The 22,993-nt window shown below is 48.2% G+C and carries 22 protein-coding genes and 1 pseudogene; all 23 read left to right on the top strand.

Features of this window, described 5'->3' with window-relative positions; translation table 11 throughout:
• The first annotated feature begins 233 nt into the window (after positions 1-233).
• The 23 genes and pseudogenes from acpP to xerC all read left to right on the top strand — a co-directional run bounded on the left by acpP (position 234) and on the right by xerC (position 22,972).
• A complete protein-coding gene (acpP, locus tag AC0TWI_RS02645; RefSeq protein ID WP_488124782.1) occupies positions 234-467 on the top strand; it encodes an acyl carrier protein in 234 nt (77 codons plus the stop codon).
• Positions 468-544: 77 nt separating this feature from the next.
• The gene (rnc, locus tag AC0TWI_RS02640) at positions 545-1,276 is read left to right on the top strand and encodes a ribonuclease III (RefSeq protein ID WP_488124781.1); all 732 of its coding nucleotides are present in this window, start codon (positions 545-547) and stop codon (positions 1,274-1,276) included.
• 62 nt (positions 1,277-1,338) lie between these two features.
• Positions 1,339-4,905, top strand: coding sequence for a chromosome segregation protein SMC (gene smc / locus AC0TWI_RS02635; protein WP_488124780.1), 3,567 nt, complete (start codon positions 1,339-1,341; stop codon positions 4,903-4,905).
• Between the two features lie 18 nt (positions 4,906-4,923).
• Positions 4,924-5,916 (top strand): signal recognition particle-docking protein FtsY, encoded by a 993-nt coding sequence (ftsY, locus tag AC0TWI_RS02630; protein ID WP_488124779.1) that lies wholly within the window; start codon positions 4,924-4,926, stop codon positions 5,914-5,916.
• Between the two features lie 88 nt (positions 5,917-6,004).
• Positions 6,005-6,337 carry a putative DNA-binding protein gene (locus AC0TWI_RS02625; RefSeq protein ID WP_488124787.1) on the top strand — a complete coding sequence of 111 codons (333 nt, stop codon included), beginning with the start codon at positions 6,005-6,007 and terminating at the stop codon, positions 6,335-6,337.
• Between the two features lie 12 nt (positions 6,338-6,349).
• Positions 6,350-7,693, top strand: a complete 1,344-nt coding sequence (gene ffh / locus AC0TWI_RS02620) for a signal recognition particle protein (protein WP_488124778.1) — start codon at positions 6,350-6,352, stop codon at positions 7,691-7,693.
• Positions 7,694-7,798: 105 nt separating this feature from the next.
• A complete protein-coding gene (gene rpsP / locus AC0TWI_RS02615) occupies positions 7,799-8,071 on the top strand; it encodes a 30S ribosomal protein S16 (protein WP_488124777.1) in 273 nt (90 codons plus the stop codon).
• 11 nt (positions 8,072-8,082) lie between these two features.
• Entirely contained in the window at positions 8,083-8,316 is a 234-nt protein-coding gene (locus AC0TWI_RS02610; protein ID WP_488124776.1) for a KH domain-containing protein, read from the top strand.
• Between the two features lie 119 nt (positions 8,317-8,435).
• Entirely contained in the window at positions 8,436-8,822 is a 387-nt protein-coding gene (locus tag AC0TWI_RS02605) for a YlqD family protein (protein WP_488124775.1), read from the top strand.
• A gap of 11 nt (positions 8,823-8,833) precedes the next feature.
• The gene (gene rimM / locus AC0TWI_RS02600; protein ID WP_488124774.1) at positions 8,834-9,352 is read left to right on the top strand and encodes a ribosome maturation factor RimM; all 519 of its coding nucleotides are present in this window, start codon (positions 8,834-8,836) and stop codon (positions 9,350-9,352) included.
• A complete protein-coding gene (trmD, locus tag AC0TWI_RS02595; protein ID WP_488124786.1) occupies positions 9,352-10,071 on the top strand; it encodes a tRNA (guanosine(37)-N1)-methyltransferase TrmD in 720 nt (239 codons plus the stop codon). The genes rimM and trmD overlap by 1 nt, the downstream gene beginning before the upstream one ends.
• Before the next feature lie 147 nt (positions 10,072-10,218).
• Positions 10,219-10,563, top strand: coding sequence for a 50S ribosomal protein L19 (rplS, locus tag AC0TWI_RS02590; protein ID WP_488124773.1), 345 nt, complete (start codon positions 10,219-10,221; stop codon positions 10,561-10,563).
• A gap of 277 nt (positions 10,564-10,840) precedes the next feature.
• Entirely contained in the window at positions 10,841-11,380 is a 540-nt protein-coding gene (gene lepB / locus AC0TWI_RS02585; protein WP_488124772.1) for a signal peptidase I, read from the top strand.
• A 20-nt stretch (positions 11,381-11,400) separates the two neighbouring features.
• On the top strand, positions 11,401-12,258 hold the full coding sequence (gene ylqF / locus AC0TWI_RS02580) for a ribosome biogenesis GTPase YlqF (RefSeq protein ID WP_488124771.1): 858 nt from the start codon (positions 11,401-11,403) through the stop codon (positions 12,256-12,258).
• Positions 12,259-12,329: 71 nt separating this feature from the next.
• Complete coding sequence (rnhB, locus tag AC0TWI_RS02575; protein WP_488124785.1) at positions 12,330-13,091, top strand: ribonuclease HII; 762 nt, start codon at positions 12,330-12,332, stop codon at positions 13,089-13,091.
• Between the two features lie 43 nt (positions 13,092-13,134).
• Positions 13,135-14,700: a hypothetical protein gene (locus tag AC0TWI_RS02570; protein ID WP_488124770.1), complete on the top strand. Its 1,566-nt coding sequence runs from the start codon at positions 13,135-13,137 to the stop codon at positions 14,698-14,700.
• Positions 14,697-14,999, top strand: coding sequence for an EscU/YscU/HrcU family type III secretion system export apparatus switch protein (locus AC0TWI_RS02565; protein WP_488124769.1), 303 nt, complete (start codon positions 14,697-14,699; stop codon positions 14,997-14,999). Before AC0TWI_RS02570 ends, AC0TWI_RS02565 begins: the two co-directional genes overlap by 4 nt.
• Before the next feature lie 75 nt (positions 15,000-15,074).
• Positions 15,075-16,235, top strand: a complete 1,161-nt coding sequence (gene sucC / locus AC0TWI_RS02560; protein ID WP_488124768.1) for an ADP-forming succinate--CoA ligase subunit beta — start codon at positions 15,075-15,077, stop codon at positions 16,233-16,235.
• Positions 16,236-16,281: 46 nt separating this feature from the next.
• Positions 16,282-17,184 carry a succinate--CoA ligase subunit alpha gene (sucD, locus tag AC0TWI_RS02555; RefSeq protein ID WP_488124767.1) on the top strand — a complete coding sequence of 301 codons (903 nt, stop codon included), beginning with the start codon at positions 16,282-16,284 and terminating at the stop codon, positions 17,182-17,184.
• 100 nt (positions 17,185-17,284) lie between these two features.
• Complete coding sequence (gene dprA / locus AC0TWI_RS02550) at positions 17,285-18,127, top strand: DNA-processing protein DprA (RefSeq protein ID WP_488124766.1); 843 nt, start codon at positions 17,285-17,287, stop codon at positions 18,125-18,127.
• Positions 18,128-18,440: 313 nt separating this feature from the next.
• Positions 18,441-20,516 (top strand): type I DNA topoisomerase, encoded by a 2,076-nt coding sequence (topA, locus tag AC0TWI_RS02545; RefSeq protein WP_488124765.1) that lies wholly within the window; start codon positions 18,441-18,443, stop codon positions 20,514-20,516.
• A 186-nt stretch (positions 20,517-20,702) separates the two neighbouring features.
• Positions 20,703-22,009 (top strand): annotated as a pseudogene (gene trmFO / locus AC0TWI_RS02540) (FADH(2)-oxidizing methylenetetrahydrofolate--tRNA-(uracil(54)-C(5))-methyltransferase TrmFO).
• Between the two features lie 60 nt (positions 22,010-22,069).
• On the top strand, positions 22,070-22,972 hold the full coding sequence (gene xerC, locus AC0TWI_RS02535; protein ID WP_488124764.1) for a tyrosine recombinase XerC: 903 nt from the start codon (positions 22,070-22,072) through the stop codon (positions 22,970-22,972).
• The last annotated feature ends 21 nt before the right edge of the window (positions 22,973-22,993 follow it).

The following is a 22,993-nucleotide window of genomic DNA, read 5'->3' as shown; positions in this document are numbered from 1 at the left end:
CAGGGGCGACAAGCACAAGACGGGCAAGGAAAAAGGCGCTTTTTGCCTTTGGCCTTGCATGGCTTGTGACCTCGAGCCCCTAGCCGCCGGAGCTGGACAGAGAAAAGCGGAGGGCGCCTGCTTATCGGCGACAAGCGCTGGAAGAAAAAAGCGGGTGGGTGCTCTTCAACCCACCGGAACTATTTATCTTTCACAGCATTTCCATTATAATGACTTGAGGGGAGGTGAAAGGCATGGCAGATGTAGTAGAGCGCGTAACGAAAATCATCGTTGACCGTTTGGGTGTTGAAGAATCAAAGATCACTTTGGAGGCTTCTTTCAAAGATGACTTGGGAGCAGATTCGCTGGATGTCGTGGAATTGGTTATGGAACTTGAAGATGAGTTCGATATGGAAATTTCCGATGATGATGCTGAAAAAATTGCAACAGTCGGCGACGTTGTCAATTACATACAAAGCAATAGCTAATCGCTGGAATGTAGAGGGTGTCCCGTTGAAATATACGGGACTTTTCTACGTAAATCATGCTTGCAAGGTGGATGAACATGAGAAAAGTAAACCGATCGAAAAAAAACTATCAGAAAATGAACCAGAAGCTGAAGGATTTTCAAGAGAAGCATGGGCTTGAATTCAAGAATGAAAAACTTTTTTTACAAGCTTTTACCCATTCATCATATGTGAATGAGCATCGCAAAAAACCGCATGAAGACAATGAGAGACTGGAGTTTCTTGGAGATGCTGTACTGGAGCTGGTTATCTCCCAGTACCTATTCAAAAAATTTCCGCTCATGAGCGAAGGGGAATTGACCAAGCTTAGGGCTGCGATCGTTTGCGAGCCTTCACTTGTTAATTTTGCCAATGAACTGAATTTCGGGGACATGGTCTTGCTTGGCAAAGGAGAAGAGATGACAGGCGGAAGAACGAGGCCTGCACTTCTTGCCGATGCCTTTGAAGCGTTTATCGGCGCTCTTTATTTGGACCAGGGGCTCGATTCCGCCCTGTCGTTCCTGGAAAAGGTTGTCTACCCGAAAGTGGATACAGGTGCTTTTTCTCATGTGATGGATTTCAAAAGCCAGCTTCAGGAACATATTCAGCGGGACGGAAATGGTGCGCTTGAGTATAAGATCCTCCAGGAGGAGGGGCCCGCACACAGCAGGGTCTTCATCTCGCAAGTCTCCTGGAATGGAGAAGTACTGGGACAAGGCGAAGGCCGTTCCAAAAAAGAAGCAGAGCAGCATGCGGCACAGATGGCGCTTGGAAAATTGAAAAAACAATAATAACGGATAAACAACAATGAAAGCACAACACACCAGGACATGTGGCAGGGGGAGGGAATTCGATGTTCCTCAAACAATTGGAAATTGTGGGATTCAAATCATTTGCGGAAAAAACAGCAATTGAATTTGTGCCCGGTATCACGGCCGTCGTCGGGCCAAACGGAAGCGGAAAAAGCAACATCATCGATGCAATCCGCTGGGTGCTCGGCGAACAATCGGCAAGGTCACTGCGGGGCGGAAAAATGGAGGACGTCATTTTTTCGGGGAGCGACTCGAGAAAGCGTCTCAACTATGCGGAAGTATCTCTCGTCCTGAACAACGAGGACGGTGCGCTGCCGGTTGAATTTAATGAAGTCAGCGTCACGAGAAGAGTATACAGATCAGGCGACAGTGATTTTCTGATCAACCGGAAGTCATGCAGGCTAAAGGATATTATCGATTTGTTTATGGATTCAGGACTCGGACGGGAAGCGTTCTCTATTATCAGCCAAGGGAAAGTAGATGAAATCCTTAACAGCAAGCCCGAGGAAAGACGTTCTATCTTCGAAGAGGCGGCCGGCGTGCTGAAATACAAAACGAGGAAAAAGAAGGCCGAAAGCAAGCTTCAGGAAACGACGGAGAACTTGAACCGCGTCAGCGATATTATCAATGAGCTGGAGGGCCAGCTGGAACCGTTGCAAATCCAAGCTTCGATTGCGAAAGATTATTTGGATAAAAAGAGTGAACTTGAAAACCTTGAGGTCGCGCTCATTGTTCATGACATTGAGTCGATTCATCAATTATGGGAAAAGTCAAAGCAGGAATTCGAAAGGCTCCAATCTACCGTCCGGGATGATTCAATCCAGGTGGCAGAGCTCGAGAGCGGGCTTAAAACGGACCGAGGAGCACTCCATTCGCTGGAGCTGCGGCATTCCGAGCTGCAGGCTGCCCTTTTGACATTAACAGAAGAGCTGGAGAAGCTGGAAGGACGCAGGGAAGTATTGCGTGAACGGCAGAAAAACGCTGTTCAAAACACTGAACAGCTGCAAAAATCGATTGCCGAAGCAGGAGAAAAAATGTCCGCACTGCGCCAAGAGCTTGAAGAAAAGCGGACGGGAATTTTGGCAAAGGAGCAAGAGGCGGCATCCCTTGCCGAGGAACTACTTTTGAAGAGACAGCAGATTGAGCTGCTCGATGGAACGCTGGAAGAGACGATCGAATCGCTGAAAGGCGATTATATCGACCTGCTGAATGAGCAGGCGTCCTCCAAGAATGAGCTTCAGTATATGGAGCAGCAACTTCAGCTTCTGGGCCAGAGAAGAGGGAGGCTGGATGAGGAAAATAAAAAATTCCTCGATCAGCGCCAGGAGGCAGAGGATGAATACAGCAGCCTTTCCGAACAGTTCAAAGGGTTGGAGGATGCGCTGAACCAACAGCTCCGTCAGTTCCAGACCTCCCAGCAGGAGCTCGCTGAAAAAAGGCAGGAGCTTGAAAAGCAAGAGGCGATTCTATATCAGGCCTATCATTTTATCCAGCAGACGAAGTCCCGGAAAGAGAGCTTGGAAGCCTTGGAAGAGGACTACTCGGGGTTCTTCCAAGGTGTCCGAGAAGTGCTGAAAGCGAGAGATTCCGAGCTTGAAGGGATAGAAGGCGCGATTGCAGAACTTGTTCAAGTGCCGAAAAAATACGAAGTGGCCATTGATACAGCGCTTGGCGGGTCGCTGCAGAACATCGTTGTCAAAACCGAGGAGCACGGCAGAAAAGCAATCGAGTTTTTGAAAAGGAACCGGCTCGGCCGTGCAACCTTCCTCCCGCTCAATATTGTAAAGCCGAAGTTCCTCCCTTCCGACCAGAAACATAAGCTCTCAGACCAAGAAGCTTTTGTAGGTGTGGCCAGCGAGCTGATTCACTATAAGCCGGAGCATAAAGCAGCGATTGAGAGCCTGCTTGGCAACACGGTGATTGCTTCAGACCTGAAGGGAGCTTCCAGGCTCGCAGCTCTTGCCGGACATCGCTTGAGAATTGTGACGCTGGAAGGGGAAATCATCAACCCGGGCGGATCGATGACAGGCGGTGCGACGAGGCAAACCGGCAGTTCGCTCCTGAGCAGAAAAAACGAGCTTGAAGAACTGAAGGGCAAGCTGGAGGACATGGAAAAGAAAACAGCCATACTGGAAGAGACCGTGAAGCGACTAAAGACGGATGTTGCTGAAAAGTCAGCCGGGCTGGAACATATTCGGGAGCAAGGAGAAGAACTGCGGTCGAAAGTAAACGAAACACAGTCTTTGGTAAAACAGGCGGAAATCGTCAAGAAAAATATCAATGACCGCCTTTCACTCTACGATATTGAAGAAAAGGAACTTAAGTCCGAGTCGGCGACGATTGAATCGCGGATCGCGGAACTGACTGCCATATTGGAAGAAAGCGGAGAAAAGATCAATGGCTTGAACGAGAAGATCTCAACGCTGACGACAAGACGTGATCTTGAACGGAAATCCCGTGAAACACTTGGAAATGAAACGAGTGAGCTTGCGGCAAAATCGGCGGTTGCCAATGAGCAATTGGCTGCGCAAAAGCAGGAGCTTTCTCGGATTTCTAAAGAATTGAAGGAAGCGGAAAAACGGCATTCCTCGCTGCAGGCTGACCGGGAATGGCTTGACCAGCAATTGAACGGGCACCATACAACTGAAGAAGAGCTTGCAGTCGAAGCGGAAGAAAAAGCCGCAAAAAAGGCGGAGGCTGTCGAAACGATTTCGGTTTTACAGAATGAACGAGAGTCTCTTCGGGAAAAGGTCGAGCAAAAAGACGCTGAAGTCCGGGAACGGAAGCGGCAGAATCAGGGCCTTCTTAGAGCGATGAATGACACCGAAGTGAAAATGAACCGGTATGAAGTTGAGCTTGATTCAAGGCTAGAACGTCTCCGGGAGGAGTATGAGCTGACATTCGAAGGGGCAAAAAGCAAGTACACGCTGCCGATGGACGCGGAAGTAGCGCGTGAAAAAGTGAAACTGATCAAACGGGGCATTACGGAGCTTGGCGCCGTCAATCTTGGAGCAATTGAAGAGTTTGAAAGAGTGAATGAGCGCTATAGCTTTTTATCCGAACAGCAAGAAGACCTGCTTCATGCGAAGACGACGTTATTCAGCATCATGGATGAAATGGATGATGAAATGAAGAAGCGTTTCAGCTATACGTTCCACGCGATCCAAAATGAATTTGAAGGTGTTTTCCAGGCGCTGTTCGGAGGCGGAAGGGCGCAGCTGAAGCTCACTGATGAGCAGGATTTGCTGACGACAGGGGTAGACATTGTTGCCCAGCCGCCAGGGAAAAAATTGCAGAACCTCAGCCTGTTATCGGGCGGGGAGCGGGCTTTGACTGCGATCGCCCTGCTGTTTTCGATTCTTAAGGTACGCCCTGTCCCGTTTTGTATTTTGGATGAAGTCGAGGCAGCGCTTGATGATGCAAACGTACAGAGATTCAGTGATTATTTGCGCATGTTCAGCCAGGAAACTCAGTTCATCGTTATCACTCACCGACAGGGAACGATGCAGGGGGCGGATGTGCTCTACGGGGTGACCATGCAGGAATCCGGTGTCTCTAAACTCGTTTCTGTCAAAATGGAGGAAGAAAAGGCGCTTATTGAAATGTAAATTCAGGGAGGAAAAAAGATGAGTTTTTTTAAGAAACTGAAAGATAAATTCACCGCGTCCACCGATTCGGTATCGGAAAAGTTCAAAGACGGCCTGACGAAAACAAGGGACAGTTTTTCGGGAAAGGTCAATGACCTCGTCGCCCGCTACCGTAAAATCGATGAGGACTTTTTCGAGGAGTTGGAGGAGATCTTGATTCAGGCGGATGTCGGCTTTGACACCGTCATGGAGCTGGTCGAAGAATTAAAGATGGAAGTAAAGCGGCGCAACATCAAGGACCCGCTCGACGTCCAATCCGTCATTTCCGAGAAGCTTGTGGATATTTATGAACAAGGGGGGGAAGGAGCGAACCCTGAACTGAACATCCAGGAAGGCGGACTGACAATTATCTTATTTGTCGGTGTCAACGGAGTCGGTAAGACGACGACGATCGGAAAGCTTGCCCATATGTTCAAAGAAGAAGGCAAGAAAGTTCTGCTTGCTGCCGGCGATACATTCAGAGCCGGTGCGATTGACCAGCTGGAAGTTTGGGGACAGAGGGTCGGCGTTGACGTTATTAAGCAGGGAGAGGGCTCTGACCCGGCGGCTGTCATGTATGACGCTGTCCTTGCTGCCAAGTCACGGAAGGCCGATATTTTGCTCTGCGATACGGCGGGCCGCCTGCAGAACAAAGTAAATCTGATGAACGAGTTGGAAAAAGTGAAGCGTGTAATCGAACGCGAAGTCCCGGGTGCTCCGCATGAGGTCCTGCTCGTTCTCGACGCAACGACCGGGCAAAATGCCTTAATTCAGGCGAAAACCTTCAAAGAGGCGACAAACGTTTCAGGTATCGTTTTGTCCAAACTGGATGGAACAGCAAAGGGCGGTATTGTACTTGCAATTCGAAATGAGCTGCAAATCCCGGTTAAATTTGTCGGTCTCGGTGAAAAAATGGATGATCTTCAACAATTTGATCCTGAAAAATACGTGTACGGATTATTCGCCGATTCCATCGAAAACGCCGAGGAATAAGGCTCGGGCAACGCTTGACTTCTCTTTTTAAACTGTGTATTATGTATTGTAAAGGTTTTTAACTTAACAAGGCGGGATATTTGTGACGATGCTTGAGAAAACAACGCGGATCAATTATCTGTATGACTTTTATCAGTCGTTATTGACTCCGAAACAGCAAAGCTATATGTCCCTCTACTATCTTGATGATTTTTCCCTAGGCGAAATCGCCGAAGAATATGGGGTCAGCCGGCAAGCTGTATATGATAATATCAAGCGTACAGAGGCCATGCTGGAGGAGTATGAAGAGAAACTGCGCCTGTTTGAGAAATTTCAGACACGCAAGGAAATCATGGACGAAATGAAGCGCTCCGCTGCTGAGGGCAAGCTTGACCAGCAGGCTTTCCTGCAATTTGCAGCAGCGCTTACGGAATTGGATTAGGGGGCGGCATATATGGCATTCGAAGGATTGGCCGACCGACTGCAAAATACGATTCAAAAAATCCGCGGCAAAGGCAAGGTGAATGAGGCCGACGTCAAGGAAATGATGCGTGAGGTCCGCCTTGCGCTTCTGGAAGCGGATGTCAACTTCAAAGTGGTCAAGCAATTCGTCAAGAAGGTGAGCGAACGGGCCGTTGGGCAGGAAGTAATGAAGAGCCTGACACCTGGCCAGCAAGTCATCAAGGTCGTCAAAGAAGAACTGACAGAGTTGATGGGTGGCGAACAGAGCCAGATTGGCGTTGCCAAGCGGCCGCCGACCGTCATCATGATGACTGGTTTGCAAGGGGCCGGTAAGACGACGACAACAGGCAAGCTTGCTAACCTTCTTAGGAAGAAGCATAACCGGAAGCCGCTTCTTGTCGCGGCTGATATTTACCGCCCGGCAGCGATCAAGCAGCTTGAAACGCTCGGGAAGCAGCTTGATATGCCCGTGTTCTCGATGGGCGATCAGGTCAGCCCCGTGGAAATTGCTAAGAAGGCGATCGAGAAGGCGAAGGAAGAGCATTATGATTATGTTCTTATCGACACCGCCGGCCGCCTTCATATCGACGGCGAGCTGATGGATGAATTGAAACAAATCAAGGACATCGCGAACCCGGAAGAGATTTTCCTCGTCGTAGATGCGATGACCGGGCAGGATGCGGTCAACGTCGCTGAAAGCTTTAATGAGCAGTTGGGTGTTACCGGTGTCGTTCTGACGAAGCTTGACGGGGATACTCGCGGCGGTGCTGCACTGTCGATCCGTTCCGTTACCGGAAAGCCGATCAAATTCGTCGGTATGGGTGAAAAGCTGGACGCACTTGAACCGTTCCACCCTGAACGGATGGCTTCCAGGATTCTCGGCATGGGTGACGTTTTGAGCTTGATCGAAAAAGCACAATTGAATGTCGATGAGGAAAAGGCGAAGGAGCTTGAGCAAAAGTTCAAAACTGCTTCCTTTACTCTTGACGATTTTCTGGAGCAGCTTGGACAGGTCCGGAACATGGGGCCGCTCGATGAACTGCTGAAAATGATGCCTGGGGCCGGTAAGATGAAAGGCTTGAACAATCTCCAGGTTGACGAAAAGCAGATCGGACACGTGGAGGCGATCATCCGGTCGATGACGACGGATGAGAAGCAGCATCCCGAAACGATCAATGCATCGCGCCGGCGCCGGATTGCAAAAGGCAGCGGAACGTCCATCCAGGAAGTAAACCGATTGCTGAAGCAGTTCGAAGAGATGAAGAAAATGATGAAGCAGGTGACTGGCATGCAGCAAAAAGGGAAAAGAAAGGGCTTCAAGCTTCCTTTCATGTAAATTTCCTTTAGAAATTTTTACGTGTTAAGAAAAAACCCTTTACAAACAAATCATGTATTTGGTATTATACTATCTTGTGTGAAACTATTCGGAGGTGCTAGTAAAATGGCAGTTAAAATTCGTTTGAAGCGTATGGGAGCAAAAAAATCTCCTTTTTACCGTATCGTAGTTGCAGATTCCCGTTCACCACGTGACGGCAGAATCATCGAGGAAGTAGGAACATACAATCCGACAGCTCAGCCTGCTCTAGTAACAATCAATGAAGAAGCAGCGTTGAAGTGGATGCAAAATGGTGCGAAACCATCTGATACAGTTCGCAACCTGTTCTCTAAACAAGGCCTGATGGAAAAATTCCATAACGCAAAACTTAGCAAATAAGCGTGGCCGAAATGCAAGACTTGATTAAGTCGATCGTGAAGCCGATTGTTGATCATCCGGATGATGTGAAAGTTCATGCGGATGAAGAAGATCAGCGTGTCACCTACCGTCTATCGGTCCATAAACAGGATGTGGGCAAGGTCATCGGCAAGAACGGACGAGTTGCAAAAGCAATTCGGATGGTCGTCTATGCCGCAGCAGGGTCAAAACAACATAAGAAGGTCTACATGGAAATCGACGAATAAGGGGGAGGCATCAGCATCCCCTTTTTTTGTACCATTAAGATGGGGTGCGTAAGGTTAGAGAGAGTGAGCCCCGCTTCCGCTTCAGTACTGATCCATTAAATGATACGGAGGAGAAAACGATGCAGATTCTCCAAACGGTTGTTGTAAAGCAAGTTTTGACGGAAAAGAGCAAATCGGACTTACATAAGAAATACAAAGAAAACAAGCTGCAGCTGAAAAAGGAGTGCGACCAGCTTCTGTTCGAATGCAAAAAGCTTGAAAGAACCCGCAAATATTCTACAGGCAGCTTAAAGGCACAATTCGATAAAGAGATTGAATTGCGGAAGGATAAGATTAAGATGATCGACTTCCAAATTGAGCAGCTCGATCTTCTCCCATATGGCAGCGAGTTGAAGGACCAGGAAATCCAGGCGCTCGTTAATGTTGAAGTCGGAGATGATTGGCAGCAAATTGCAAAAGGGAAGACAATCGTCGTCAAAGACGGCATCATCGAAGAAATCAGATAGAGGTGAACTTGATGGAAAAATGGTTCAATGTAGGAAAAATCGTCAACACACATGGTATTCAGGGGGAAGTGCGTGTCATCTCCAAAACTGATTTTCCAGAAGAACGCTATGCTCCCGGCAATACTCTCCATCTCTTTCCTGAGAATCAAAAACAGCCTGTCGCACTGACAGTAAAGACTCACCGCAAACATAAGAACTTCGACTTACTCACCTTCGAAGGCTATCACAACATCAATGACGTCGAAAAATTTAAAAACAGTATCCTTAAAGTCACAGAGGATCAGCTCGGCACACTTCCGGAAGGGGAATTTTATTTCCATCAGATCATCGGCTGCACCGTTAAAACGATGGCGGGAGAAACGATAGGAGAAGTGAAAGAGATCTTAACGCCCGGTGCCAACGATGTATGGGTCGTCAAAGGGGAGAAAGGGCAGGAAGTGTTGATCCCCTATATTCCAGATGTCGTGAAGGACATTGACATTGCGAGCAAGACCATTATCATCGAGCCGATGGAAGGCTTGCTGCCATGATGAAAATTGATGTGCTGACTCTCTTCCCGGAAATGTTCACTGGGGTCCTCGGTTCCTCCATTTTGAAGAAGGCGGCAGAAAAAGAGGCGGTTTCTTACCGGCTCGTCAACTTTCGAGAATACTCGGATGACAAGCATAATACAGTCGATGATTATCCATACGGCGGCGGAGCAGGGATGGTGTTGAAGCCCCAGCCAGTTTTCGATGCGGTTGAGGCTCTCAAATCCGATGCAGCTCCGGGCACCCGTGTTATCCTTCTCTGCCCCCAAGGAGAGACATACAACCAAAAAAAGGCCGAAGAACTGGCAAAAGAAGACCATCTCATTTTTATCTGCGGACATTACGAAGGGTATGATGAGCGGATCCGCCAAAATATTGTAACCGATGAAATTTCGATCGGCGATTACGTGTTGACAGGCGGTGAAGTGGGGGCGATGGCGATGATTGACAGCATTGTCCGGCTGCTTCCCGGTGTGCTTGGCAACGAAGACTCGCCGGTGTATGACTCATTTTCCTCAGGGTTACTGGAGCATCCCCATTATACGAGACCAGCTGATTTCAGGGGTATGAAGGTGCCGGACGTGCTCTTATCCGGAAACCATAAGGAAATAGAAAAATGGCGGGTGCAGGAGTCGTTGAAAAGGACGAAGGAAAGACGGCCGGACCTCCTTGAAAAAATGACTCTTACAGATGAGCAAAAGAAGTGGCTGGAACGCTGAAAAAATGCGCAGCAACCGTTGCAATCAAGCTTTTGCTGTGATATGATTACCTTTGTGGTTTGGGGCAAATTGTCCCGGCTGGAACTACGGTGTTCCGCTGCATGTGTGAACGTATGCATGAGCATCGGTTGGAAGGAGTTGAATACGATGCACAAATTGATTGAGGAAATTACAAAAGATCAGCTTCGCAATGATCTGCCGGCATTCCGCCCTGGTGATACAGTACGTGTCCACGTTAAAGTTGTTGAGGGAACACGTGAGAGGATCCAGCTTTTTGAAGGGGTAGTCATCAAGCGCCGAGGCGGCGGGATCAGTGAAACTTTCACTGTTCGCAAAATCTCTTACGGCGTAGGTGTTGAGCGTACATTCCCTGTACACACACCAAGAATTGCGAAACTTGAAGTCGTGCGTCGCGGTAAAGTTCGCCGTGCGAAACTTTACTACCTGCGTAACCTTCGCGGTAAAGCAGCCCGTATCAAAGAAATTCGATAATAAACCTGTCGAGCGGCTTTCTTCCGAGAAAGGCCGCTTGCCGGATGAAAGAAGGAAAAAGGAGCTTGCTTGCAAGCTCCTTTTGTCCATTCTTAGCGGGCGTAGCAAGAAAAGAGAGCTCCTATCCGGAAACCAATAAATGGTTGTTTCTTTTCTATTGTTTACTCTTCATGTAAAATGGTGAATACATAAGAAATAGGCTGACGGCTTTACCGAGGGAAGCGGAAAGCGGGCGGCGAGTATGCTGCTCTTACAGTTTGGATAGGATGGTGGAGAAATGGCTAAAGAGAAAAATGAGCTGTGGGAATGGATCAAGGCACTGCTGATCGCGGTCGGCTTAGCAGCACTTATCCGGTATTTCCTATTTGCGCCGATCGTGGTGGATGGCTTGTCCATGATGCCGACACTTCACAATGGCGACAGGATGATCGTCAACAAATTCGGCAAGCCCGACCGTTTTGATATTGTCGTTTTCCATGCACCGGAGCAAAAGGATTATATCAAAAGGGTGATCGGGCTTCCTGGCGACACGGTCGAATACAAGAATGATGTACTTTACATAAATGGTAAAGCATATCAGGAAGATTATCTCGACGCTTACAAAAAGGAAATCACTGACGGACCGCTTACTGAGGATTTTACGCTGGAAGAATTGACCGGACAGAAAACAGTTCCGGAAGGAGAAATCTTCGTGATGGGGGACAATCGGCGGTTCAGTAAGGACAGCCGGCATATCGGACCGGTTGCGATCGAGAAAGTGATCGGCGACACCAATTTTGTTTACTGGCCGGTCAAAGATATCCGTTTTGTGAAGTAGAAGCTGGAGGATAAAATATAATGACGATACAATGGTTTCCCGGTCATATGGCGAAGGCCCGCAGGGAAATAACTGAAAAACTAAAGCTTGTTGATATTATATTCGAATTGGTAGATGCAAGGATTCCTGTTTCATCAGCAAATCCGATGATGGGTGAGATTATTCAGCATAAACAAAAGGTTATTTTGCTGAATAAGGCGGATATGGCAGACCGAGAGGCGACAAACCGCTGGATCCAGCACTATGCAGCGAAGGGCCAAAAAGCACTTGCGATCAATTCCCAAGCCGGGAGCGGCATGAAGGAAATCATCAAGGCGGCAGAGGAGATTCTTTCTGAAAAAAGGGAGCGGCAAAGAGCGAAGGGAATGCGGCCGCGGGCAATTCGGGCGATGATCATCGGAATTCCGAATGTCGGAAAGTCGACGCTGATAAACCGCCTTGCCAAGAAGAATATTGCAAAGACAGGCAACACGCCTGGTGTGACGAAGGCCCAGCAATGGATCAAAGTGGGCAAGGAACTCGAACTGCTCGACACTCCCGGGATTCTTTGGCCCAAATTCGATGACCCTGAAACCGGCTATAAGCTTGCCCTGACAGGTGCGATCAAAGATACCCTCCTGAACATGCAGGACATTGCAATCTTTGCCTTGAGGTTTCTTGAAGCATATTACCCTGAAAAGCTCAAGGAACGCTATGGGATTGACAAGCTGACAGATGATATGCCTACTCTTTTCATGGTGATTGGCAAAAGGAGAGGCTGTCTTTCAGCCGGAGGCGAAATCGATTATGACAAGACTGCTGAGACGATTGTCAGAGACATGCGGCTCCAGCATTTTGGTCCTATTACATTTGATATGCCAGAACAAGATCCAACATGAGGCCCTGTATAACAGGGTCTTTATTTTTGACTGAAATGGCCGATATAGAGAATAGAAAGAGTGTGAGTATGATGGCGAAAATGACGATTGCCAGTATCAAGGATAGGCTATCCCGAATTGAAGAGGGGGACCCGTTCCTCTCCGTTCTATACGAGGATGAACGGAAAGGTGTAAGACGTCTGCTTGAAAGCTGGGAAAAACAGAAAGAGCAGGAGAAATTGCGGAAAGCACAATATGCCGAAATGCAGTCATTTGAAAATAAGGCGCGTGAAGAAGGATACCGGGTAATTGCGGGAATCGATGAGGCCGGCAGAGGCCCGCTTGCAGGGCCGGTCGTGTCAGCATCAGTAATATTGAAGGAAGATGCATACATAAGCGGATTGAACGATTCGAAGGTGCTGAGCGCAGTTCGCCGTGATGAGTTGTTTGAGGAAATCATGGGGGCTGCACTTTCAGTCGGGGTTGGGATCGTCTCCGCCGAGGAGATTGATAAGAGCAATATATATGTCGCCACGAAAAAAGCGATGCTGGCGGCTATTGCCGACATGCATATCGATCCTGATATCCTGTTGATCGACGCGGTTCGGCTCGGCTCACCTTACCCCGAGGAAGCGATCATCAAAGGGGACGCAAAAAGTGTTTCGATTGCAGCAGCATCAATTGTGGCGAAAGTTACACGTGACCGGCTGATGCGCGAGTATGACGGGATGTATCCCGAGTACGGTTTTATCAGGCATATGGGATACGGAACGAAAGAACACTTGGAGCAAATTGCGCAATATGGACCATGTGAGATTCACAGGATGACATTCGCTCCGATTAAAGGCGTTTAAAAAGACGATAATCACGCATCCGGCAAAAGAGGGAGGAACTGAAATGGCCGATGTTCAATCTGTATTTAGGAAGATATTCGCAAATCAATCGATAGAAAACAAAGGTCCTCTGCAGTTCAGAAGCGGCCAGATCTTTTATGGGACGATCCAGAAGCTGTTTCCGAACCAGCTCGCGGAGATCAAGCTCGGTTCCCATACGCTTGTAGCCAAGTTGGAAATTCCGCTTGCCGCTGGCCAAGGCTACTGGCTTCAAGTCGCTTCCGCAGAAGGGGAGCCGAAGCTTAGGCTGCTCGATGGACAGGGAGGCGGCATGCAAAAGCCGGATGCGGCTGAATCTCTCTTGCAGCGGCTGTCGCTTCCGAATGACGCGGCAAACAGGAAAATGGCCGATTTTTTCATCCGTGAAAGCTTGCCGCTTACGAAAGAGGAAGTCGTACAGGCATCACAGCTTCTGAAAAAAGCGGAAAGCCTCGATACGGCGCTGGAAACGATCAAGTTTATGAGCAACAGAAAAATGCCTCTGACGGAGAATGTTTTCACCTCTTTGCAGCAAGCAGGCAAGGAAACGCCGAGCCATGAACTGGTCGGCCGCCTGCGAACTGCAATTGGTGCAGAACAGGAGACAGCTACAGGAAAAGCAATCCTTTCCCTGATCGGTTCAAGGGATGGTACACAGTCAGGGGAAGCAGCAGGGAAAGTCCTGAATCACTTGTTCAGCCTGGCTGCCAGTTCCAGCAAGGCTTCTTCAGCTGTGCAGGAGACCGCTTTGTCCATTATTCGCAAGGTTGATCTCCCTCCAGACGGGGCGACAGGCCTCCAACGAGCGGAAGGAGCTGCACGATTGCTTAGTCTGATAGCCCCAACTCCCCAGAGTGCGTCCTCTTCGAGTGTACGCGCTTCCGCGGTACCGGAACCTAAATGGACTGACCAGGAAGCGCAATTGGTCAGGGAGCTTGCTGTGCTCTCCGAACGGCATTTTGGCCGCCAAGAAGCACTAGGACAAATCAAAACGGCTCTTGGAAGGACAGGGCTGTTTTACGAGGCTGGGCTCATCAAGACTGGCGGAGAAGAGATGAAATGGGAGGAAATGCTAAAGCCGCTGCTTGTCCGCCATATCCAAGAACAAGCAGACGGACTGCCGTCAAAAGATGCCGCACAGCAGCTATTATTAAAGATGAACGGCCAGCAGCTGCTCAGTTATGAGAGCGGACCGATCCAGCATTTGATGTTCGAAATTCCTCTTAAATTGAGCAGCTTTGAAACGACAATGAAGATGCAATGGTCAGGAAAAAGGACGGAAAAAGGCGCAATTGACCCGGACTTCTGCCGAATCATCTTTTACCTGGAGCTTGAGAGGCTCGATGAGACGGTTGTAGACATGCAAATTCAAAACCGAGTCGTTGCTGTCCGTCTGATCAACGGCGATCAACAGTTGCAAGAGCTTGCCCAATCATTCCTTCCAGAGCTGAAATCGGGCCTTAAAGAGATGGGGTATACACTTTCTTCTGTTCATTTCGACATGCCGGAGGAAGGCGAGAAAACAGCTGCCCAGATGGCCCCCTATTACCGTGGGCAGACATCTTACAGCGGAGTTGATATACGGATATGAGCGCTGAAAAAGACAAGATTCAGAGAAAAGAAGCGATCGCTTTGCGGTATCAGCCGGATGCCCAGGACGCACCTGTCGTGACAGCGAAAGGAAAAGGCCTCGTTGCCGAGCAAATTCTTGAAAAAGCGAAGAGTCATCATATACCGGTCCAGGAAGACCCTTCACTTGTGGAACTGCTCGGCCAGCTGAACATTAATGAAGCGATCCCGGAAGAGCTGTACAAAGCGGTCGCCGAAGTATTCGCTTTCGTTTACAAGCTTGATAGAAACAAAGGGAAAGAGGAAGATGGACATCTTTAAGGTAGACAATCCATCTTCCTTCTACTACAATTAAAACGCAAACAATTTTTTGACAGTTTGATAGGAGGATGGAAGATGAATATCCACGAATACCAAGGTAAAGAAATCCTCAGAAAATATGGGGTTGCGGTACCTAATGGCAAGGTGGCATTTACCGTTGATGAAGCGGTGGAAGCGGCTAAGTCGCTCACGCCTGGAGTATGTGTTGTTAAAGCGCAGATTCATGCGGGCGGACGCGGAAAAGCCGGCGGTGTCAAGGTTGCAAAGAATCTTGATGAAGTACGTACATATGCAGAGGAAATCCTCGGCAAAACATTGGTGACACACCAAACAGGACCTGAAGGAAAAGAAGTCAAACGCCTCTTGATCGAAGAAGGCTGCGATATCAAAAAGGAATATTATGTAGGAATCGTCGTTGACCGTGAGACAGACCGCGTTGTCCTTATGGCTTCCGAAGAAGGCGGTACCGAAATCGAAGAAGTGGCAGAGAAAACACCTGAGAAAATCTTTTATGAAGTGGTCGATCCAGTTGTCGGCTTGACAGGTTTCCAGGCACGCCGCATCGCATTTAATATCAACATTCCTAAGGAGCTTGTCGGCAAAGCTGCTAAATTTATGCTTGGCCTTTACAGCGCTTTCACTGACAATGACTGCTCTATCGCCGAAATCAACCCTCTCGTCGTGACAGGAGACGGCAATGTCATGGCACTTGATGCGAAGCTGAACTTTGATGATAATGCATTGTTCAGACATAAAGACATCGTAGACTACCGTGACCTTGATGAAGAAGATCCGAAAGAAATAGAAGCTTCCAAATATGACCTGAGCTATATCTCCCTTAATGGGAATATCGGATGTATGGTCAATGGAGCGGGCCTTGCAATGGCTACAATGGATATCATCAAGCACTATGGCGGAGATCCCGCAAACTTCCTTGATGTTGGGGGCGGTGCGACAGAAGAGAAAGTGACCGAAGCCTTCAAAATCATCCTATCCGATGAGCATGTCAAAGGCATTTTCGTCAATATCTTCGGCGGCATCATGAAATGTGACATCATCGCATCCGGTGTAGTCGCTGCAGCGAAGCAGCTTGGACTTGAAGTGCCGCTCGTAGTCAGACTCGAAGGCACTAACGTGGATCAAGGCAAGCAGATCCTGAAAGAATCCGGACTGAACATCGTTCCCGCTGAATCGATGGCGGACGGAGCTCAAAAGATCGTGAAACTTGTTGGATAATTTTGCTTGCGCCTGCAAGCGAGAATTTTGAAAGGCAGGGAAAAACATGAGCGTTTATGTAAACAAAGATACGAAGGTCATTGTACAAGGCATCACGGGCTCTACTGCCCTATTCCATACAAAACAGATGCTTGAGTATGGCACGAAAATCGTCGGCGGCGTCACACCTGGCAAAGGCGGTACAGAAGTTGAGGGCGTTCCGGTTTTCAATACGGTTGCAGAAGCAGTAAAAGAAACCGGCGCAAATGCTTCCGTCATTTATGTTCCGGCACCTTTCGCAGCGGATGCGATCCTCGAAGCGGTCGATGCGGAGCTTGATCTTGCCATCTGTATTACAGAGCATATTCCGGTACTTGACATGGTAAAAGTCGTCCGTTATATGGAAGGCAAGAAAACACGACTCGTCGGTCCAAACTGCCCTGGCGTCATCACTCCAGGCGAGTGCAAGATCGGCATTATGCCGGGCTACATTCATACAAAAGGCCATGTAGGCGTCGTTTCACGCTCTGGTACGCTGACATATGAAGCTGTTCATCAATTGTCCCAGGCGGGTGTCGGCCAGTCTACAGCTGTAGGCATCGGCGGAGACCCTGTAAATGGAACGAACTTTATCGATGTATTGACAGCGTTCAATGACGATCCTGAAACGGAAGCCGTCATCATGATCGGTGAAATCGGCGGAACAGCCGAAGAAGAAGCGGCTGAGTGGATAAAAGCCAACATGAAGAAACCGGTTGTCGGTTTCATCGGCGGCCGCACAGCACCTCCAGGAAAGCGTATGGGCCATGCCGGCGCCATCATTTCCGGCGGCAAAGGTACAGCTGACGAAAAAATCCGCGTCATGAACGAATGCGGAATTAAAGTGGCTGAAACACCGGCTGTCATCGGTGAGACGATGATCGGTGTCTTGAAAGAAAGAGGCCTTTACGAAAAGTGTAAAACTCATTAATCCTTACCGGCCCCTCGTTATTCGAGGGGCTATACCTGTTTAAAATATAATATGGAAGAAAAGGTGGCTGATTTCGATTTTTATTAAAAATCTCGTCCGCTTGTCACATTGCTATTCCCTCTCCCGCGTAAGCATTGCAACACTGATCGCCGACGATCCGACACTTGCATCCACCCACTCTTTATCCCCTGCAAATCTATCCTCTATCCTCCGTGTGAACACCGCCAAAGCAAATCTCATTCACGAAGAAATCCAAAAGGTTCCGATCGAACCACTGATGGAACTTTATCAATCACGTAACGTTTCATTTATTCCAATAACAAGTCCGCACTATCCTAGCATGCTGAAGGAAATCTATGACCCGCCCGTTCTGTTATTCGCAAAAGGTGAAGTGAGCCTGCTTAACCGCCAATGCCTTGCCGTTGTTGGGGCGAGAGACGCCGGAGGATATGCCGGAACCGCTCTCGATCTGCTGTTGCCAAGACTTGTTTCCCGGGGTATCGTCATCGCAAGCGGGCTTGCCAAAGGTACAGATACGCTGGCCCATGAAAAAACGATCCGTCTCCAAGGCAAGACGATTGGTGTAATGGCTGGAGGGTTCTTTCACGTATACCCGCGGGAAAATCGGAGGCTGGCGGAAGAAATGGCCCAGGATCACTTGCTTATTAGCGAATATCCGCCAATATCACGCCCGCAAAAATGGCATTTTCCTATGCGTAACCGAATTATCAGCGGCATTGCCAAGGGTACCCTCATTGTCCAGGCAAAGCGAAAAAGCGGTTCCTTGATCACGGCGGACCGGGCACTTGAGGAAGGACGGGAAGTATTTGCTGTCCCTGGACCGATCGGCTTTCCTTTATCCGAAGGAACAAATCACCTGATACAGCAGGGGGCAAAGCTTGTCATGAATGCAGAGGATATATTGGCTGAACTTGAATGCTAGCGAGAGGCAAACCTGCATTTTTTTAAGGAAATTCCACCTTCCAGTAGAGGTTGAAAATGGCAAAATGTTAAGAAAAAAAGTAAAAAGCCTTGCAATTATCCGTATAGTGGGATAGATTTTTCCAAAGAAGCAATTCAAGGCGGATGAAAAGAATTTTTGACCGGGCGTTGACAAACACCCATTGCCCATATAGTATTTACACTGATTTGCAGAGAAGAATGTGCATTCGACAGCAGGCGTTTGGAATTGCTTGCCATGGACATGATTCTTCCGTAGCAATTCGTGTTTACATCACCTCCAGGGAGGACTATGCATGTCTGATTATTTAGTAATAGTGGAATCGCCGGCAAAGGCGAAAACAATAGAAAGATACTTAGGAAAAAAATACAAGGTAAAAGCATCGATGGGCCACGTGCGGGATTTGCCTAAAAGCCAAACGGGCGTTGATACTGAAAACAATTATGATCCTAAATATATAACTATTAGAGGAAAAGGCCCTGTTTTGAAAGAACTAAGAACGGCTGCCAAAAAAGCGAAAAAAATCTATCTCGCGGCTGACCCGGATCGTGAGGGTGAGGCGATTGCATGGCATCTTGCACATAGTCTGAACATCGATATCCATTCAGACTGCAGAGTCGTGTTCAACGAAATCACAAAAGACGCGATCAAAGAGTCGTTTAAATCCCCGAGACCTATCAATTTGGACCTTGTTGATGCACAGCAGGCGAGACGGATTTTGGACCGGCTGGTCGGTTACAACATCAGCCCTCTTTTATGGAAGAAAGTGAAAAAAGGACTGAGCGCAGGTCGGGTACAATCAGTGGCTGCCCGGCTGATCATCGATCGTGAGAATGAAATCAAAGCGTTTGTTCCGGAAGAGTATTGGACAATCGACAGCCTTTTCACAAAAGGGAAAGATACATTCCAAGCCGGCTTTTTCGGAATTGGTGACAAACGTGAAAAGCTTTTGTCAGAGGAAGATGTGAACAGGGTCCTGAAATTGATCAACGGTGACAAGTTCACTGTATCATCGGTACAACGGAAAGAAAGAAAGCGGAATCCTGCGCTGCCGTTTACAACCTCCTCGCTTCAACAGGAAGCAGCCAGGAAACTGAACTTCAGGGCGAAGAAGACGATGATGCTTGCCCAGCAGCTTTACGAAGGCGTTGATTTAGGAAAAGAAGGAACGGTCGGTCTGATCACTTACATGAGGACAGACTCAACCCGGATTTCTGAAGTCGCTCAACAGGAAGCATCCGAATACATTCATTCTCAATTCGGAGAAGAATACGGCAAGAAAACACAAGCGAAAGAAAAAAAGAAGGCAAATGCACAAGATGCGCATGAGGCTGTCAGGCCAACAAGCACTATGCGTGAGCCAAATGTGGTAAAATCTTATTTAAGCCGTGATCAGTACCGGCTGTATAAACTGATATGGGAACGATTTATCTCAAGCCAGATGGCACCGGCAGTTATGGATACGATGACAGTCGACCTTGTTAACGGAGAAGTTCTTTTCCGTGCCAACGGCTCAAAAGTGAAGTTTCCTGGATTCATGAAAGTTTATGTAGAAGGAAATGATGATCAGCAGGAAGAGAAGGACAATATGCTGCCATCATTGGAAGAAGGCGACGTCGTCAAAGCGGAAGACATTGCGCCGAAACAGCATTTCACTCAGCCGCCTCCGCGATATACAGAAGCGAGGCTGGTCAAAACGCTTGAAGAGCTGGGTATTGGAAGGCCTTCAACATACGCCCCTACATTGGATACCATTCAGAAACGCGGCTATGTCGCATTGGAGAATAAGCGATTCATCCCGACAGAATTGGGTGAAATCGTACATGAATTGATGAAAGAGTTTTTTCCGGAAATCATTGATGCCGACTTCACTGCCAAAATGGAGAGTGACCTCGATAAAGTGGAAGCCGGGCAAACGGAATGGGTTTCTGTCATCGATGGGTTTTACAAGGAATTTGAAAAGAGCCTGAAAGTCGCCGAAGCGGAGATGCAAGAGGTGGAGATTAAGGATGAGCCTGCAGGTGAGGACTGCGAACTATGCGGGAACCCGATGGTCTTCAAGATGGGCCGCTACGGAAAATTCATGGCTTGCAGCAACTTCCCTGACTGCCGGAATACGAAGCCGATCGTCAAGCAAATCGGTGTCACCTGCCCAACTTGTAAAAAGGGCAACGTGATTGAGCGGAAGAGCAAGAAAAAACGGATTTTCTATGGCTGTGACCGCTATCCGGACTGTGATTTCCTTTCGTGGGATAAACCGCTTGAGCGTCCGTGTCCGAAGTGCAGCGGTCTGCTCGTCGAGAAGAAGCTGAAAAAAGGCATCCAGGTACAGTGCACGGCATGTGATTATAAGGAACAGACCGTGCAATAATCGAAAGACAGCAAATGACAGTCAAACATAACCATTAATGGAAGGAAACGGGCGATTTTCGCTCGTTTTCGCTATTTATCGACATTTTTTATTCGGATTATTTTTCATTCGGTGGCTGATGGTGTAAAATGCTTAAGGGATTAGGAATGAGCGTAATGGTTTATGGGATATGCAGGAGGGATTGCAGTGGCTGAAAAGGTCAATGTAGTAGGTGCAGGGCTCGCAGGAAGTGAAGCGGCATGGCAGCTCGCAAAAAGAGGAATAGAAGTAGATCTATATGAAATGCGTCCGGTAAAGCAGACACCGGCACATCATACCGATAAATTTGCCGAACTTGTTTGCTCAAACTCGCTGAGGGCAAATGCTCTGACAAATGCAGTCGGTGTGCTGAAAGAAGAGATGCGGGCACTTGATTCGGTGATCATCGAAGCTGCAGACCGCTCTTCTGTTCCGGCTGGAGGAGCGCTTGCGGTAGATCGCCACGAATTTGCTGGTTATGTGACTGAAAAAGTGAAAAACCATCCTCTTGTCACCGTACACAATGAAGAAATCACTGACATCCCTTCAGGAATTACGATCATTGCTACTGGCCCGCTTACGAGTGAAGCTCTTTCTTCCAAATTAAAGGGAATGACGGGCGAGGAATATTAATATTTCTATGATGCGGCAGCACCAATTGTCGAAAAAGACAGCATCGATATGGACAAGGTATACTTGAAATCCCGCTATGATAAAGGGGAAGCGGCCTATTTGAACTGCCCAATGAACGAGGAGGAATTCAACCGTTTTTACGAGGCGCTAATCGCAGCGGAGACTGTTCCGCTGAAAGAGTTCGAAAAGGAGATCTTTTTTTGAAGGCTGCATGCCGATTGAGGTAATGGCGGCAAGGGGCAAAAAAACGATGCTTTTCGGTCCGATGAAACCGGTTGGCCTAGAAGATCCTCGTACTGCCAAACGGCCATATGCAGTTGTCCAGCTTCGCCAAGACGATGCTGCCGGCACTTTGTATAACATTGTCGGTTTCCAGACACATCTCAAATGGGGGCCGCAAAAGGAAGTTCTTCAGCTGATCCCTGGCTTGGAGAATGTTGAAATCGTCCGATACGGTGTAATGCACCGAAACACCTTCATCAATTCGCCGAAGGTACTAGCGCCAACCTACCAGTGTTAAAGAACGGCAGAATCTGTTCTTTGCCGGACAGATGACGGGTGTGGAAGGGTATGTCGAATCGGCAGCAAGCGGTCTGACAGCCGGCATTAATGCGGCAAGACTGGCCAAAGGCGAGAATCTTGTTGTCTTCCCGCCTGAGACAACAATCGGCAGCATGGCGCACTACATCACGAAAACAAATGCGAAGAGTTTCCAGCCGATGAACGTCAATTTCGGTCTCCTGCCGGAGCTTCCTGAAAGAATCCGGGACAAGAAATTGAAGTATGAAAGGTATGCAGAACGAGCTTTGGGAACAATTCGAAACTTTGTGAAAAATTTGTAACATTCATTGCGCAGGTCGCTGAATTGTGTTAATATTTAGTAGCCTTATTGGGGTGATCGAATGAACCAGTCTTTACATGGACATGTATCATCATTCATTGAATACTTACAAATTGAGAAAAACTATTCAGCATTGACCATTAAATTCTACACGGAAGATATTGAAGACTTTTGTATGTTCATGAACGAGCAAAGCATCGCTGATTTTGCAGACGTCGACTATTATGCCGCCCGGCTTTATGTGGCCGGACTCCATGACAGGCAGTACGCCAGAGCAAGCGCATCGAGGAAGATTTCTTGCCTGCGGAGTTTGTACAGGTTTTTGGCTAGGGAAAAGCATGTTAAGGAAAACCCTTTTTTGCTTGTCAGCCAACCAAAGCAGGGCGTCAGGCTGCCAAAGTTTTTCTATGAGGAGGAAATGGAAAAACTGTTTGCTGCCTGTGACCCTGAAACGCCGCTCGGGGTAAGAAATCTCGCACTTTTGGAAATTCTTTATGCGACGGGAATCCGGGTCAGTGAATGTGCAGGTCTCAGGCTCCAGGACATTGATTTGGAGCTTTCGACTCTGTTGGCCAGGGGCAAGGGGAGAAAAGAGCGCTATGTACCGTTCGGTAGTTTTGCGCAGGATGCGTTGGAACGATATCTGGCAAATGGACGGATGGCATTAATGACGGGGAAAGAGGAGCATAAAACTTTGTTCGTCAATTCCCGTGGAGGCCCGCTAACCCCAAGAGGCATCAGTCACATTTTGCAGAAGCTGATCGACAGCACAGCTTTAACTGGCGGAATACATCCGCATATGCTCCGCCACAGCTTTGCGACGCATCTGCTGAACAATGGAGCGGATATGCGGACGGTACAAGAACTGCTCGGCCATGCACACCTGTCCTCCACACAGGTGTATACGCATGTGACGAAAGAACATCTCCGCAATACGTATATGCAGCACCATCCCAGGGCATAGTCCGGAAAATTGGAGGAATGA

This window comes from Lederbergia sp. B243.17, from assembly GCF_057657925.1.
Note: the sequence above shows the minus strand (reverse complement) of the source record. Positions and strands in the feature narration are given on the sequence as shown.

What these genes read in the sequence shown, in the direction of transcription:
- topA (WP_488124765.1), top strand. Translation starts at nt 18,441, where the DNA reads ATGTCTGATTATTTAGTAATAGTGGAATCGCCGGCAAAGGCGAAAACA.
- ffh (WP_488124778.1), top strand. Translation starts at nt 6,350, where the DNA reads ATGGCATTCGAAGGATTGGCCGACCGACTGCAAAATACGATTCAAAAA.
- rnc (WP_488124781.1), top strand. Translation starts at nt 545, where the DNA reads ATGAGAAAAGTAAACCGATCGAAAAAAAACTATCAGAAAATGAACCAG.
- trmD (WP_488124786.1), top strand. Translation starts at nt 9,352, where the DNA reads ATGAAAATTGATGTGCTGACTCTCTTCCCGGAAATGTTCACTGGGGTC.
- rpsP (WP_488124777.1), top strand. Translation starts at nt 7,799, where the DNA reads ATGGCAGTTAAAATTCGTTTGAAGCGTATGGGAGCAAAAAAATCTCCT.
- rplS (WP_488124773.1), top strand. Translation starts at nt 10,219, where the DNA reads ATGCACAAATTGATTGAGGAAATTACAAAAGATCAGCTTCGCAATGAT.
- AC0TWI_RS02565 (WP_488124769.1), top strand. Translation starts at nt 14,697, where the DNA reads ATGAGCGCTGAAAAAGACAAGATTCAGAGAAAAGAAGCGATCGCTTTG.
- AC0TWI_RS02605 (WP_488124775.1), top strand. Translation starts at nt 8,436, where the DNA reads ATGCAGATTCTCCAAACGGTTGTTGTAAAGCAAGTTTTGACGGAAAAG.
- smc (WP_488124780.1), top strand. Translation starts at nt 1,339, where the DNA reads ATGTTCCTCAAACAATTGGAAATTGTGGGATTCAAATCATTTGCGGAA.
- sucC (WP_488124768.1), top strand. Translation starts at nt 15,075, where the DNA reads ATGAATATCCACGAATACCAAGGTAAAGAAATCCTCAGAAAATATGGG.
- xerC (WP_488124764.1), top strand. Translation starts at nt 22,070, where the DNA reads ATGAACCAGTCTTTACATGGACATGTATCATCATTCATTGAATACTTA.
- rnhB (WP_488124785.1), top strand. Translation starts at nt 12,330, where the DNA reads ATGGCGAAAATGACGATTGCCAGTATCAAGGATAGGCTATCCCGAATT.
- AC0TWI_RS02610 (WP_488124776.1), top strand. Translation starts at nt 8,083, where the DNA reads ATGCAAGACTTGATTAAGTCGATCGTGAAGCCGATTGTTGATCATCCG.
- sucD (WP_488124767.1), top strand. Translation starts at nt 16,282, where the DNA reads ATGAGCGTTTATGTAAACAAAGATACGAAGGTCATTGTACAAGGCATC.
- ylqF (WP_488124771.1), top strand. Translation starts at nt 11,401, where the DNA reads ATGACGATACAATGGTTTCCCGGTCATATGGCGAAGGCCCGCAGGGAA.
- rimM (WP_488124774.1), top strand. Translation starts at nt 8,834, where the DNA reads ATGGAAAAATGGTTCAATGTAGGAAAAATCGTCAACACACATGGTATT.
- acpP (WP_488124782.1), top strand. Translation starts at nt 234, where the DNA reads ATGGCAGATGTAGTAGAGCGCGTAACGAAAATCATCGTTGACCGTTTG.
- AC0TWI_RS02625 (WP_488124787.1), top strand. Translation starts at nt 6,005, where the DNA reads ATGCTTGAGAAAACAACGCGGATCAATTATCTGTATGACTTTTATCAG.
- AC0TWI_RS02570 (WP_488124770.1), top strand. Translation starts at nt 13,135, where the DNA reads ATGGCCGATGTTCAATCTGTATTTAGGAAGATATTCGCAAATCAATCG.
- lepB (WP_488124772.1), top strand. Translation starts at nt 10,841, where the DNA reads ATGGCTAAAGAGAAAAATGAGCTGTGGGAATGGATCAAGGCACTGCTG.
- ftsY (WP_488124779.1), top strand. Translation starts at nt 4,924, where the DNA reads ATGAGTTTTTTTAAGAAACTGAAAGATAAATTCACCGCGTCCACCGAT.